The sequence below is a fragment of the Enterobacter sp. RHBSTW-00975 genome (assembly GCF_013615235.1).
GTDB classification, from domain to species: Bacteria; Pseudomonadota; Gammaproteobacteria; order Enterobacterales; family Enterobacteriaceae; genus Enterobacter; species Enterobacter ludwigii.
On the sequence record NZ_CP055883.1, the window covers coordinates 671,181 to 685,598 of the forward strand.

13 protein-coding genes are annotated in these 14,418 nt (G+C 55.6%); 8 read left to right on the forward strand and 5 right to left on the reverse strand.

The annotated features are described in order from the left end of the window. Window positions 1-10 precede the first annotated feature (10 nt). Genes HV340_RS03245 through HV340_RS03255 form a run of 3 tightly spaced genes read right to left on the reverse strand, consistent with a single transcriptional unit; the run spans window position 11 to window position 2,688 of the window. Window positions 11-505, reverse strand: a complete 495-nt coding sequence (locus HV340_RS03245; RefSeq protein WP_025205458.1) for a PTS sugar transporter subunit IIB — start codon at window positions 503-505, stop codon at window positions 11-13. A 9-nt stretch (window positions 506-514) separates the two neighbouring features. Then, window positions 515-943: a PTS fructose transporter subunit IIA gene (locus HV340_RS03250; RefSeq protein ID WP_025205457.1), complete on the reverse strand. Its 429-nt coding sequence runs from the start codon at window positions 941-943 to the stop codon at window positions 515-517. Between the two features lie 2 nt (window positions 944-945). Further along, window positions 946-2,688, reverse strand: coding sequence for a class I mannose-6-phosphate isomerase (locus HV340_RS03255; protein ID WP_063925660.1), 1,743 nt, complete (start codon window positions 2,686-2,688; stop codon window positions 946-948). A gap of 188 nt (window positions 2,689-2,876) precedes the next feature. Between HV340_RS03255 and HV340_RS03260 the strand changes: the two genes are divergently transcribed. The 8 genes from HV340_RS03260 (at window position 2,877) to folA (ending at window position 13,145) form a co-directional block, all read left to right on the forward strand. Continuing rightward, the gene (locus tag HV340_RS03260; protein WP_020882554.1) at window positions 2,877-3,884 is read left to right on the forward strand and encodes a LacI family DNA-binding transcriptional regulator; all 1,008 of its coding nucleotides are present in this window, start codon (window positions 2,877-2,879) and stop codon (window positions 3,882-3,884) included. Window positions 3,885-4,017: 133 nt separating this feature from the next. Further along, window positions 4,018-4,839 carry a 4-hydroxy-tetrahydrodipicolinate reductase gene (dapB, locus tag HV340_RS03265; protein WP_047955034.1) on the forward strand — a complete coding sequence of 274 codons (822 nt, stop codon included), beginning with the start codon at window positions 4,018-4,020 and terminating at the stop codon, window positions 4,837-4,839. A gap of 454 nt (window positions 4,840-5,293) precedes the next feature. After that, window positions 5,294-6,442 carry a glutamine-hydrolyzing carbamoyl-phosphate synthase small subunit gene (gene carA, locus HV340_RS03270; protein ID WP_020882556.1) on the forward strand — a complete coding sequence of 383 codons (1,149 nt, stop codon included), beginning with the start codon at window positions 5,294-5,296 and terminating at the stop codon, window positions 6,440-6,442. Window positions 6,443-6,460: 18 nt separating this feature from the next. After that, on the forward strand, window positions 6,461-9,685 hold the full coding sequence (gene carB / locus HV340_RS03275) for a carbamoyl-phosphate synthase large subunit (RefSeq protein WP_014168589.1): 3,225 nt from the start codon (window positions 6,461-6,463) through the stop codon (window positions 9,683-9,685). 138 nt (window positions 9,686-9,823) lie between these two features. After that, entirely contained in the window at window positions 9,824-10,057 is a 234-nt protein-coding gene (locus HV340_RS03280; protein WP_010427047.1) for a YgdI/YgdR family lipoprotein, read from the forward strand. Window positions 10,058-10,162: 105 nt separating this feature from the next. After that, complete coding sequence (gene kefF, locus HV340_RS03285; protein WP_020882557.1) at window positions 10,163-10,693, forward strand: glutathione-regulated potassium-efflux system oxidoreductase KefF; 531 nt, start codon at window positions 10,163-10,165, stop codon at window positions 10,691-10,693. Then, window positions 10,686-12,551: a glutathione-regulated potassium-efflux system protein KefC gene (gene kefC, locus HV340_RS03290; RefSeq protein ID WP_025205450.1), complete on the forward strand. Its 1,866-nt coding sequence runs from the start codon at window positions 10,686-10,688 to the stop codon at window positions 12,549-12,551. The genes kefF and kefC overlap by 8 nt, the downstream gene beginning before the upstream one ends. Window positions 12,552-12,665: 114 nt before the next feature. After that, window positions 12,666-13,145: a type 3 dihydrofolate reductase gene (gene folA, locus HV340_RS03295; protein ID WP_008502023.1), complete on the forward strand. Its 480-nt coding sequence runs from the start codon at window positions 12,666-12,668 to the stop codon at window positions 13,143-13,145. A 39-nt stretch (window positions 13,146-13,184) separates the two neighbouring features. Here folA and apaH read toward each other — a convergent pair whose 3' ends face one another. Further along, on the reverse strand, window positions 13,185-14,033 hold the full coding sequence (gene apaH, locus HV340_RS03300) for a bis(5'-nucleosyl)-tetraphosphatase (symmetrical) ApaH (protein WP_014168593.1): 849 nt from the start codon (window positions 14,031-14,033) through the stop codon (window positions 13,185-13,187). Between the two features lie 4 nt (window positions 14,034-14,037). Next, complete coding sequence (apaG, locus tag HV340_RS03305) at window positions 14,038-14,415, reverse strand: Co2+/Mg2+ efflux protein ApaG (protein ID WP_014168594.1); 378 nt, start codon at window positions 14,413-14,415, stop codon at window positions 14,038-14,040. Window positions 14,416-14,418 lie beyond the last annotated feature (3 nt).

Sequence of the window (14,418 nt, forward strand, 5' to 3'; positions counted from 1 at the left end):
CATGCGCTCCTTATTTCAGTTTTTGCCGGGCGTCCTGCCAGCTGTAAAAACTGGCATCGGGCACCAGACGAAACTCGATGGCATGTCCCTGTTCAGTCAGCCAGTCAAAGGCTGCTGCCTCCTCTGGCGTTACGGACTGATTAGGGCCAATGGTGGTGGTGTTGGCGCGGGCACTCATTGGCCCGACGTTAATTTTGCCATTGCCGTTCTTCAGGCTTATGCCTGCCTGTTCAAGGCGTTGCAGGGTGACAGGCGATTTGCCAATCACGAAGTAGCGCTTATCGCTGGCAATCACTTTCGGCAGCTTTTCGATGGCGGTCAGGGTATCGAACAGCCACACTCTGGTATCTGACACCGCGCCTTTCATTACCGACGAGAGCAGCGGATCGGCCGCGACGGCATCGTCAATTGCCACGATGCCATCACAGGGCAGCTCTTTGGCCCAGCGCGTGACGAGCTGCCCGTGGATCACCCGGTCGTCAATACGTACAAACGAAATGCTCATATAAGCTCCTTAGAAATCGTCGTTCTGGGCGGATTCCACCCGTTTTGCCTGAACCAGGGTGGGCTGCGTTAATTCGATGAGCTGCGCGGCGGCGGCATGGACATCCCGGGCCATCAGAATGTCGTCGGTGAGCAAGAGCATGGGGAAGTTGACTCCCGCCACCACGGCGACCGGTGGATGCGTCTGGGGATTAAACGCGTATTCGCAGGCCACATTCCACGGTGTTCCGCTCTGCATATCGCACAGGACGACGATGCCGTCTGCGCCCGCACCTGCGCGGTGGTATGCCGCAGCGAAATCACGGCGAAACCCCGCTATGCCAGCCTGTGCATTCAGACATACCGCCTGTCGATGAGGAAGATCGCCATACACCATTTTTCCGCTTTCCAGCAGGGCGGTGGCCAGCGGGCCGTGTGTCGCCACAATAATGTGAATCATGGTTAACCTCTTACCCAGGCTTTAATGGTGGCAATGGATTTACCGCAGCTCGGCCCTGACGGAGAAATACGGTATTCGCCTGCGTCAGCGGGGACGATAAACGTTTCTGCGTAGTGCACGACGAACGGGGCGAATGCGCCGCCGGGGCTGTCTACCGTCGCCTCTTCACCTTCAACAAGATTAAGGACATTCACGCCTCCGTGGGGGGAGTGCGTCACCGGTTCAATGAACCAGTGGCGACGCGTTTCGATGAATTCACGCTCGTGAAGCCCGGTCCGCTCTTCGCGCCAGCCGGTGCCTTCGCCGAGGGGTTCACACTGATTCACAAGATGCTGTTCTATCCACTGCGTATCGCGTTGCCAGTCGATCACCTTTTCGCCATGTGCCAGATGAACCGGGCGGGGCTGCCCATCCATTCCCAGTCGTCCCCAGTCCCAGAGCTTGAAGGTGAAAATGTAAGGCGTGGCGCTGATCTCAAGTACCACGGTTCCTGCTCCAGAACAGTGAACCGTACCGGCGGGGATCAAAAAATGATCGTGTTTGTTCGCCGCAAGATGATTGACGAAGCGGGCGTCGTCGAACGGCTTTTCACCGCGGCTGGCCCGTCTGAGGTCGTCCATCATCTCTTCGGGCCGGGTACCCGTTCGGGTCCCCAGATACACCTGAGCCCCTGGCTCTGCCTCAAGGATGTAATAACTCTCATCCTGGGTGTAATGCATACCAAAATGCTGCTGTATGTACTCCGTGGTCGGATGCACCTGAAAACTCAGGTTCTGCCCGCCGAGGGTATCTAGCAGATCAAAGCGGATGGGAAATTCCGCACCAAAACGGGCATGCACTTTTTCACCCAGCAGCGCCCGGGGATGCAGCAGCACCAAATCCTGAGAGGGGATCTCGATCCGCACCGCGCCGTAACGAAGCAACAGGCTGTTTTCCTCGGGCACGCAGTCAAAACACCATGCGTAGTTAGGCGCAGAGGGATCGAGATCGAATTTCTGTTTCATCCATTGTCCGCCCCAGACGCCGGGGTCGAAAAAGGGCACTACACGAAAAGGACGTTGGGTGGTGTGTTGCAACCCGGCGCGCAGCGCATCGCCGCCGACCATCGCCGGATTATCCGCCTGGGTGGTATCCAGGAGATAATCAGTACGCCGTAGCAGCGGGGTTTTGTGACGATCGAATACGCGCCACTCGATGAAAAAGGCGCGTTTATAGCGACGCAGAATATCCTCGTGTTGGTTAGCCGCGCCCCAGTTAGCCAGTTCACCGCTGCGCATGCGCTGCTGGATCTCCCAGCGCGGTAAATCGGCGTAGACCAGAATATCGCCTGCAGTAACCAGCGCGGCACCCGGCCCGTAAATAACGATTATCCCTTCGCGGCACCGTTCGACCTGCGCCTGCAACGCCTCGCGTTTCACCGGGTCGATGAATTCCTCGAGCTGGTGACAGGAGAGCACGCCGAAGACGCGGTCGTCAGTGAGATGTCGGGCCAGCAACCCGCTTAAAGCATGTTCGTCGAGACGAATCTGTTCGGCATTGAGCGTCAGCGTGGCTCCCAATGCTGGCAGCAGTTTTGTCTCCAGTTCCTCCAGCCTGACGCCGGGGTAGCAGTCAATGACCAGCACGATTCGTGTATATTGACCCGCTCTGTGGGTAAGCTCGCGCACAATCGCGTCCCAGCCCTGCCAGGCACAATCGTCATACCCCTCTACTGCGACTTCCGGGAATTTATCGTAAGTTGCCATCTTTTCTCTCCGTCTTCGTTGCTTAAGGTTATTCGATTAACCTTGTTTGGGAAGGGTGATTAACGCGATTAACCCGCCAGTTCTGGCGATAAGTGGCGAAAAGGCGGCCATTATGTGAAGAGGCTCACGCGCAAAAGTGCAAAATTGAGGTTATTCGATTAATCTGATGTGAACGACAAGGAGCGATCATGACGGGTATCACGCTGGCTGATGTGGCAAAACGCGCCGGGGTTTCAACCGCCACCGTATCAATGGTGCTGTGTAATAAAGGGCGGATCTCGCAACGGACCCGGGAGCGCGTACTTCAGGCGCTGGATGAATCGGGCTATGTTTACAATCAGACGGCAGCCAACCTGCGAAACCGCAGCAGTAATCAGGTGGGGCTCCTGTTGCATGACATCACGAACCCTTTTTATGGCGAAATGACGGCAGGTCTAAGCCATGAGATGGAACGCCACGACCTTCTGCTGTTTCTGGCAAACAGCGAAGAGTCGTCCGAGCGACAGCAAAAGTTTGTGGATTCGCTGATGCGTAACAACGTCTGTGGCATGGTGCTGTGTGCCGCGCGAGAAACCCCGCAGGCCTTTTTCGATGGTCTTAAGCGACGCAATATTCCGGCAATTATGGTCGTGCGACCGCTAAACGATCCGGACTTTGATTTTGTGGGAACCGATAACTTCCTTGGCACGCAAATGGCGACAGAGCATCTTCTGAGGATGGGGCATCGTCAGATTGCCTTTATCGGCGGTAGCCTGAATTCGGGGTCTCGCGCTCAGCGTATCGGCGGATTTACCAGTAAATTACTGGAGTATGGTGTGACGCCGAATCCCGAATGGATCGTCACCTCACAGGCAAGCCAGAGTGATGGCGCGCGCGTGGCGGAAGCGTTGTTGATGAACCATCCGCAGATTACCGCGGCAGTGTGTTACCAGGACATTGTTGCCCTTGGCGTTATGCAGTGTTTACGCAAAATGGGACGCGAGCCGGGACGTCATTTTGCCCTGGTGGGCTTTGACGATATTACCGAGGCCGGGCTGGTACAGCCTGCACTGACTACCGTCTCCGTTGCCGCGAAGGAGATAGGGCGTAAGGCCGGCGAGCTGCTTTTCAGCCGGATACAGGGGAACCGGGAGCCGGCGAAACGCATTATTTTACCGCCCGCGCTGGTGGTCCGCGAATCGTGCGGTTTTCGCTGAAGATTATGCCTTTTGCTGATATTTCTTCCTGTTTATCATTAAATTCTAATTATCGTCGTTTTCAGTTGGCAGCATCTGCAAAGGCTGGTTAATCTGAAAACGGTTTACATCATTTTAACGTAAGAGAATAACTATGCATGATGCACAGATCCGTGTCGCCATTGCGGGCGCGGGTGGACGTATGGGTCGCCAGCTGATTCAGGCGGCACTACAGATGGATGGCGTGGCACTGGGCGCGGCGCTGGAGCGTGACGGCTCATCGTTGCTTGGCGCTGACGCGGGTGAGCTGGCGGGCGCGGGTAAGACAGGCGTTACCGTGCAGAGCAGCCTGGAGGCGGTAAAAGATGACTTTGATGTGTTCATCGATTTTACCCGTCCGGAAGGCACGCTCACGCATCTGGCATTTTGCCGTCAGCACGGTAAAGGAATGGTGATCGGCACCACCGGTTTTGATGATGCCGGGAAGCAGGCCATTCAGGATGCCTCACACGAGATTGCGATTGTCTTCGCCGCAAACTTTAGCGTGGGGGTGAACGTCATGCTGAAGCTGCTGGAGAAGGCAGCGAAGGTCATGGGCAGTTATACCGACATTGAGATTGTTGAAGCGCACCATCGTTATAAAGTCGACGCGCCATCCGGTACGGCGCTGGCGATGGGGGAAGCGATTGCTCATGCACTGGATAAAGATTTGAAAGACTGCGCGGTCTACACCCGTGAAGGGCACACCGGTGAACGTGTTCCCGGCACGATTGGTTTTGCTACCGTCCGCGCGGGCGATATCGTCGGCGAACATACGGCGATGTTCGCCGATATTGGGGAACGCGTCGAGATTACGCATAAGGCATCCAGCCGGATGACGTTTGCAAATGGCGCTGTACGCTCCGCCTTGTGGTTAAAAGGCAAGGGAAATGGTCTTTTTGATATGCGAGATGTGCTTGATCTCAATAATTTGTAACCGTTATTACCCATCGTGATGTGGTTATTGCAGTCGTAATGCTTTGATTGCATAGGGCAATATTTTATTGCCCTTTTATTTTATGTGTTTCATAGTAATTTTATTAATTTGCACACTAAAATTCATCTCTTCCACGTGTTTTGTGTTATCTGAATGTAAATTTTGACCGTCTGGTCCACTTTTTGATGCCACGAAGCGGTCTTTCCCATTAAACTTGCCGCGCAAGCGTTTCCCGCAGTGATTTACCTGATCTTTTTGCCGCTTAAGCTCTCCTGGCTCTCTCAGGCTCGCAAAAGAATATGACAAATCTCCGTTTTAAGTTGACTTTTAGCCACCAAATCCCCAGAATGCCGCCGTTTGCCAAAAATCCGCTGGCAACACATTTGCATTGATTCATGACGCGGTTATGAATTAATATGCAAATAAAGTGAGTGAATATTCTCTGGAGGGTGTTTTGATTAAGTCAGCGCTATTGGTTCTGGAAGACGGAACCCAGTTTATCGGTCGGGCCATAGGGGCAACGGGTTCGGCGGTTGGGGAAGTCGTTTTCAATACTTCAATGACCGGTTATCAAGAAATCCTCACTGATCCTTCCTATTCTCGCCAAATCGTTACTCTTACTTATCCTCATATCGGCAATGTCGGCACCAATGCTGCTGACGAAGAATCCTCTCAGGTACATGCGCAAGGCCTGGTCATTCGCGACCTGCCGCTGATTGCCAGCAACTACCGCAATACCGAGGACCTCTCTTCCTACCTGAAGCGCCATAACATCGTGGCGATTGCTGATATCGATACCCGTAAGCTGACGCGTCTGCTGCGCGAGAAGGGTGCACAAAACGGTTGTATCATCGCAGGAGATAACCTCGATGCAGCCCTGGCGCTGGAAAAAGCGAAAGCTTTCCCGGGTCTGAACGGCATGGACCTGGCGAAAGAAGTGACCACAGCAGAAGCCTACAGCTGGACGCAGGGAAGCTGGACGCTGGCGGGAGACCTGCCGGAAGCGAAAAAAGAGAGCGACCTGCCATTCCACGTAGTGGCGTACGATTTTGGTGCCAAGCGCAACATCCTGCGTATGCTGGTCGACCGCGGCTGCCGCCTGACGGTCGTCCCGGCGAAAACCTCTGCTGAAGAGGTACTGAAGATGAATCCGGACGGTATCTTCCTGTCCAACGGTCCTGGCGACCCGGCACCGTGCGATTACGCTATCGACGCCATCAAATCCTTCCTGGAAACCGATATCCCGGTATTCGGCATCTGTCTGGGTCATCAGCTGCTGGCGCTGGCGAGCGGTGCTAACACCGTGAAGATGAAGTTCGGTCACCACGGTGGGAACCACCCGGTGAAAGATATCGATAACAACACGGTAATGATTACGGCACAGAACCACGGCTTCGCAGTGGATGAGGCGTCAATGCCGGCTAACCTGCGCGTGACCCACAAGTCTCTGTTCGATGGCACCCTGCAGGGGATTCATCGTACCGATAAACCAGCGTTCAGCTTCCAGGGTCACCCTGAAGCCAGCCCGGGCCCGCACGATGCCGCGCCGCTGTTCGATCACTTCATCGAACTTATTGAGCAATACCGTAAGACCGCTAAATAATCAGGAGCCGAGAAGACCATGCCAAAACGTACAGACATAAAAAGCATCCTGATCCTTGGCGCTGGCCCGATTGTGATCGGCCAGGCCTGCGAATTCGACTACTCCGGTGCCCAGGCGTGTAAAGCCCTGCGCGAAGAGGGTTACCGCGTTATCCTGGTGAACTCTAACCCGGCCACCATCATGACCGACCCGGAAATGGCAGATGCAACCTACATCGAGCCGATTCACTGGGAAGTGGTACGCAAAATCATCGAAAAAGAGCGTCCGGACGCGGTTCTGCCTACCATGGGCGGCCAGACGGCGCTGAACTGCGCGCTGGAGCTGGAGCGTCAGGGCGTGCTGGAAGAGTTCGGCGTGACCATGATTGGTGCGACAGCCGACGCCATTGATAAAGCTGAAGACCGTCGTCGCTTCGACGTGGCGATGAAGAAAATCGGCCTCGACACCGCGCGTTCCGGTATCGCACATACCATGGAAGAAGCGCTGGCTGTTGCGGCTGACGTTGGTTATCCGTGCATCATCCGTCCATCCTTCACCATGGGTGGCACCGGCGGCGGTATCGCCTACAACCGCGAAGAGTTCGAAGAGATTTGTGAACGCGGTCTGGATCTCTCCCCCACCAAAGAGCTGCTGATTGATGAATCGCTGATTGGCTGGAAAGAGTACGAGATGGAAGTGGTGCGTGATAAAAACGACAACTGCATCATCGTCTGCTCCATCGAAAACTTCGATGCGATGGGTATCCACACCGGCGACTCCATCACCGTAGCGCCAGCCCAGACGCTGACCGACAAAGAGTATCAAATCATGCGTAACGCCTCGATGGCGGTACTGCGTGAAATCGGCGTAGAAACGGGTGGCTCTAACGTTCAGTTTGCGGTGAACCCGAAAAACGGTCGCCTGATTGTTATCGAAATGAACCCGCGTGTTTCTCGCTCCTCCGCGCTGGCCTCGAAAGCCACCGGCTTCCCGATTGCGAAAGTGGCCGCGAAACTGGCGGTAGGATATACCCTCGATGAGCTGATGAACGACATCACCGGTGGCCGCACTCCAGCGTCCTTCGAGCCGTCCATCGACTACGTTGTGACCAAGATCCCTCGCTTTAACTTCGAGAAGTTCGCCGGCGCAAACGACCGTCTGACCACACAGATGAAATCTGTTGGCGAAGTGATGGCGATTGGGCGTACTCAGCAGGAATCCCTGCAGAAAGCGCTGCGCGGCCTGGAAGTGGGGGCCACGGGTTTTGACCCGAAAGTGAGCCTGGAAGACCCTGAAGCGCTGACCAAAATTCGCCGCGAGCTGAAAGACGCAGGCGCAGAGCGTATCTGGTACATCGCCGATGCGTTCCGTGCGGGCCTCTCTGTTGATGGCGTGTTCAACCTGACCAACATCGACCGCTGGTTCCTGGTGCAGATTGAAGAGCTGGTACGTCTGGAAGAAAGAGTCGCGGACCTGGGCATTAATGGCCTGGACGCTGACTTCCTGCGCGTACTGAAGCGTAAAGGCTTCGCCGATGCGCGTCTGGCCAAACTGGCGGGCGTACGTGAAGCGGAAATCCGCAAGCTGCGTGACCAGTATGACCTGCACCCGGTCTACAAACGCGTGGATACCTGTGCAGCGGAGTTCGCGACCGACACCGCTTACATGTACTCCACGTATGAAGATGAGTGTGAAGCGAATCCGTCCGTCGACCGCGACAAGATTATGGTGCTGGGCGGCGGTCCTAACCGTATCGGCCAGGGCATCGAGTTTGACTACTGCTGCGTTCATGCCTCCCTGGCACTGCGCGAAGACGGTTACGAGACCATCATGGTCAACTGTAACCCGGAAACCGTGTCGACCGACTACGATACCTCCGACCGCCTCTACTTTGAGCCGGTAACGCTGGAAGATGTGCTGGAAATCGTGCGTATCGAGAAGCCTAAAGGCGTAATCGTGCAATACGGTGGCCAGACCCCACTGAAACTGGCGCGCGCGCTGGAAGCCGCTGGTGTGCCGGTAATCGGTACCAGCCCGGATGCAATCGACCGTGCAGAAGACCGTGAACGTTTCCAGCAGGCGGTTGACCGTCTGAAGCTGAAACAGCCGGCCAATGCCACCGTCACCGCTATCGAGATGGCTGTTGAGAAGGCGAAAGAGATTGGCTACCCGCTGGTGGTACGTCCTTCGTACGTGCTGGGCGGCCGCGCGATGGAAATCGTCTACGACGAAGCTGATCTGCGTCGTTACTTCCAGACGGCAGTGAGCGTGTCCAACGATGCGCCGGTTCTGCTCGACCGCTTCCTCGACGATGCCGTTGAAGTGGATGTGGATGCCATCTGTGACGGCGAAATGGTGCTGATTGGCGGTATCATGGAGCACATCGAACAGGCAGGCGTTCACTCCGGTGACTCCGCATGTTCCCTGCCAGCGTACACCCTGAGCCAGGAAATTCAGGACGTGATGCGCCAGCAGGTGCAGAAGCTGGCCTTCGAACTGCAGGTTCGCGGTCTGATGAACGTCCAGTTCGCTGTCAAAGACAACGAAGTCTACCTGATTGAAGTGAACCCGCGTGCAGCACGTACCGTACCGTTCGTCTCTAAAGCTACCGGTGTTCCGCTGGCGAAAGTGGCGGCGCGCGTGATGGCGGGCCAGACGCTGGCACAGCAGGGCGTGACGAAAGAAATTATCCCACCGTACTACTCGGTGAAAGAAGTGGTACTGCCGTTCAACAAATTCCCGGGCGTCGACCCGCTGTTAGGGCCAGAAATGCGTTCTACCGGGGAAGTGATGGGCGTGGGCCGCACCTTCGCAGAAGCGTTTGCGAAGGCGCAGTTAGGCAGTAACTCCACCATGAAAAAATCTGGCCGTGCGCTGCTCTCTGTTCGCGAAGGCGATAAAGAGCGCGTGGTTGACCTGGCGGCTAAGCTGCTGAAACAGGGCTTCGAGCTGGATGCAACCCACGGCACGGCCATTGTGCTGGGTGAAGCGGGCATTAATCCGCGTCTGGTGAACAAGGTGCATGAAGGTCGTCCGCACATTCAGGATCGCATCAAGAATGGCGAATACACCTACATCATTAACACCACCGCAGGTCGTCAGGCGATTGAAGACTCCAAGCTGATTCGCCGCAGCGCGCTGCAGTACAAAGTGCATTACGACACCACCCTGAACGGTGGTTTCGCCACCGCGATGGCACTGAACGCTGATGCCACCGAGAAGGTGATTTCCGTTCAGGAAATGCACGCTCAGATTAACAAGTAAGCCAACATACCCGGCAGTATTCGCTGCCGGGTATTATTCCCACCTTCAGAACCTTCTGGTTTTCCAACCGCATTCAGTCAGTTAGCCTAAAATGGTTAGGTCGATAACGAAATTCAACTGAGAGCAGGGGAAAACACCATGCAAAATAAACTACTGATTGCATCCGTTCTGGCTGCCACCGCCATGTTTACCGTTGCGGGCTGTTCATCTAATCAGGCAGTAAAAACCACGGATGGCCGTACGATAGTGACTGACGGTAAGCCGCAGGTCGATGATGACACCGGTCTGGTTTCCTATAAAAACGCCGAAACGGGTCAAACTGAACAGATCAACCGTGACCAGGTGAAATCCATGGGCGAACTGGATAACTAGTTCAGATTTCTGACGTTAGCCCGTCAATAATATTCACTATTAGCCTGTTGAATTACTGACTACACTCTTTTGGTAAAAGAAGGCAGTAAAACAACAGGCTAATTAATGATTCTGATAATTTACGCACATCCGTATCCGCATCACTCGCATGCAAATAAACGGATGCTTGAGCAGGTAAGGACGCTTGATAACGTAGAGATACGTTCCCTCTATCAACTTTATCCCGATTTTAATATCGATATCGCCGCCGAACAGGAGGCGCTCTCTCGTGCCGATTTAATTATCTGGCAGCATCCGATGCAATGGTACAGCACCCCTCCGCTCCTCAAACTGTGGATCGATAAAGTCTTTTCCCACGGCTGGGCGTATGGCCACAACGGTCACGCGCTTAAAGGTAAAAGCCTGATGTGGGCCGTGACCACCGGCGGGGGAGAAAGCCACTTCGATATTGGTGCTTTCCCGGGCTTTGAGGTGCTGTCACAGCCGCTGCAGGCGACGGCGCTCTATTGTGGGCTGAACTGGCTCCCTCCTTTTGCGATGCACTGTACGTTCGTTTGCGATGATGAGACGTTGCAGGCGCAGGCACGCCATTATAAACAACGGTTACTTGAGTGGCAGGAGGCGAACAATGGATAGCCATACGCTGATACAGGCGCTGATTTACCTCGGCGCGGCTGCGCTGATTGTACCCGTGGCGGTACGTCTGGGGCTGGGTTCGGTGCTGGGCTACCTGATTGCCGGCTGTGTCATTGGACCGTGGGGCTTCCGTCTGGTGACCGATGCCGAGGCGATTCTCCATTTCGCTGAGATCGGCGTCGTGCTGATGCTGTTTGTAATTGGCCTGGAGCTGGATCCCCGGCGGTTATGGAAACTGCGCGCTTCGGTATTTGGTGGGGGAGCGTTGCAGATGGTGGCCTGTGGTCTGCTGCTGGGTGGGTTCTGTATCCTGCTGGGCATGGACTGGAAAGTCGCGACTCTCATCGGCCTGACGCTGGCACTCTCCTCTACGGCCATTGCCATGCAGGCAATGAACGAGCGTAACCTGACGGTCTCTCAGATGGGGCGCAGCGCGTTTTCGGTGCTGCTGTTCCAGGATATTGCCGCCATCCCGCTGGTGGCGATGATCCCGCTGCTGGCCGCAAGCGGTGCTTCAACGACCATGGGGGCTTTTGCGCTTTCCGCGCTGAAAGTGGTTGGTGCCCTGGCGCTGGTTATTCTGCTTGGCCGCTACGTGACCCGTCCGTTGCTGCGCTTTGTCGCTCGCTCCGGCCTGCGTGAAGTTTTCAGTGCCGTTGCGCTGTTCCTGGTGTTTGGCTTTGGTCTGCTGCTCGAGGAAGCCGGCTTATCGATGGCTATGGGGGCGTTCCTGGCAGGGGTGCTGCTGGCCAGTTCTGAATATCGCCATGCGCTGGAAAGTGATATCGAGCCGTTTAAGGGATTATTGCTGGGGCTGTTTTTCATCGGCGTGGGGATGTCTATCGACTTTGGCACGCTGGTAACGCATCCGCTGCGGATCCTCATCCTGCTGGTCGGTTTCCTGGTCATTAAGATGGGCATGTTGTGGCTGATAGCGCGTCCATTAACGGTGCCTAACAAGCAGCGTCGTTGGTTTGCCGTACTGCTGGGGCAGGGGAGTGAGTTTGCATTCGTGGTCTTTGGCGCGGCGCAGATGGCCAACGTACTGGATGCTGAGTGGGCGAAAGCGCTGACGCTTGCCGTCGCACTGTCGATGGCCGCAACGCCTGTTCTGCTGGTGGTGCTGGCGCGTCTGGAAAAAACGGGGAGCGAGCAAGAACGCGAAGCCGACGAGATCGACGAGGAGCAGCCACGGGTGATCATCGCCGGGTTTGGTCGCTTCGGGCAGATCGTGGGCCGTTTGCTGTTGTCGAGCGGGGTCAAAATGGTGATCCTCGACCACGATCCCGACCATGTTGAGACCCTGCGGAAATTCGACATGAAAGTGTTTTACGGGGATGCAACGCGTGTCGATCTGCTGGAGTCCGCCGGGGCGGCGAAAGCCGAAGTGTTGATTAACGCGATCGACGATCCGGAGACCAGCATGCAGATGGTGGAGCTGGTCAAGGAGCACTTCCCCGAGCTGACCATTATCTCCCGCGCCCGCGATGTGGATCACTACATCCGGCTGCGTCAGGCAGGGGTGGAGGCGCCAGAGCGTGAAACGTTCGAAGGTGCGCTCAAGTCTGGCCGGATGGCGCTGGAAAATCTGGGGCTAGGGGCCTATGAAGCACGTGAGCGTGCGGACCTTTTCCGCCGCTTTAATACCGAGATGGTGGAAGAGATGGCGGCGATGGCGGGCAGCACGGCCACCGAGCGTGCAGCGGTGTTTAAACGCACCAGCGCGATGCTGACGGAAATCATTAACGAGGACCGCAATCACCTGTCGCTTATCCAGCGTCACGGCTGGCAGGGCACGGAAGAGGGCAAGCATACCGGCGATCCGGCGGACGAACCGGAGAGTAAACCTTCCGCGTGAAGTGGAGTTGCCAGCAATATTAAAAAATTTCTCTATCTTTACTCAGCCGCCAGTCGACGAAAGATTAAGCTTTCCGTATAGTGGCGGCAATTTTTTGCATCCGGGAAATTTTCAATGATCAGTCTGATTGCAGCGCTGGCGGTGGACCGTGTTATCGGTATGGAAAATGCCATGCCGTGGAACCTGCCTGCCGATCTCGCATGGTTTAAACGTACTACGTTAAACAAGCCGGTAGTGATGGGCCGCCTGACCTGGGAGTCGATTGGTCGTCCATTACCGGGCCGTAAAAATATCGTTATCAGTAGCCAGCCTGGCACTGACGATCGCGTCGAATGGGTGAAGTCCGTAGACGAGGCCATTGCCGCATGCGGTAATGCCGAGGAGATCATGGTGATTGGTGGTGGGCGTGTGTACGAACAGTTCCTGCCGAAAGCACAGAAGCTGTATCTGACCCACATTGATGCGGAAGTGGAAGGGGATACGCATTTCCCGGACTACGATCCTGATGAGTGGGAATCTGTCTTCAGTGAATTCCACGACGCGGATGCGCAGAACTCCCACAGCTACTGCTTCGAAATTCTGGAACGTCGCTAAGTGAATGTCCCTCTCCCGTCCGGGGGAGGGAAATCCTCATCAGGAGGCAACGGCCTCGTCTTCCCCTAAGTCCAGCTGTCGGTTGGATGGCTGAACAAAGTACGTTTTATCTTCCCAGCGCAAGCAGGTTAACTCTCCACCCCAGCAGCAGCCGGTATCGAGACCGTAGATCCCCTCCGGTGTGCCTTTTCCTTCAAGCGACGCCCAGTGGCCAAACACCACGTTATAGGCGTTGGTCACCGGACCGGGAATGGCAAACCACGGTTTAAGAGGCGCAGGTGCGCTTTCCGGTGTCTCTTTGCAATACATATCCAGCTGCCCGTTCGGGAAGCAAAAACGCATGCGGGTGAAAGCGTTCGTAATAAAGCGCAGGCGGGCCAGACCGCTAAGATCTTCGCTCCAGTGATTCGGCATATCGCCGTACATCGCGTCGAGGAAGAAAGGATACGAGTCGCTTGCCAGCACCGCTTCAACGTCACGCGCACAGGTTTTCGCCGTCTCAAGATCCCACTGAGGGGTGATCCCGGCATGCGCCATGACCAGTTTTTTCTCTTCATCGATCTGCAGCAGCGGCTGGCGGCGTAGCCAGTTGATGAGAACATCCGCGTCCGGGGCATCCAGCAAAGGCGAGAGACGATCTTTGGGTTTGTTGCGACTGATCCCGGCAAAGACGGCCAGCAAATGCAGATCGTGGTTGCCCAGTACCATGCGCACGCTGTCGCCCAGTGATTTGACGAAGCGTAGAACGTCCAGCGAGCCAGGGCCACGCGCCACTAAATCGCCCGTCAGCCAGAGCGTATCTTGTCCAGGCGTAAAGTCGACCTGTTTTAACAATGCGATCAGTTCATCGTAGCAACCGTGAACGTCGCCAATCAGATATGTAGACATTAGATTAATGAATGAGTGTTGTAACGGCGAGACGGAACACAGGAATAGCAACGCGGAACACATTGCCATCGACGTCGACCATTTCGTAATGGCCCTGCATGGTACCCAGCGGCGTTTCGATCACGGCACCGCTGGTATATTGATACTCTTCGCCAGGGTCGATGTGGGGCTGTTCACCAACCACACCTTCACCCTGAACTTCGATTTCGCGGCCGTTGCCGTTGGTGATAAGCCAGTAGCGCCCAAGCAGTTGCACAGGCATCCGCCCCAGATTGCGAATGGTCACGGTGTAAGCGAAGACAAAACGTTCTTCATCCGGTGAAGACTGGGATTCAACATAAACGCTTTGTACATGGACACATACGCGGGGCGAATCAATCATGGC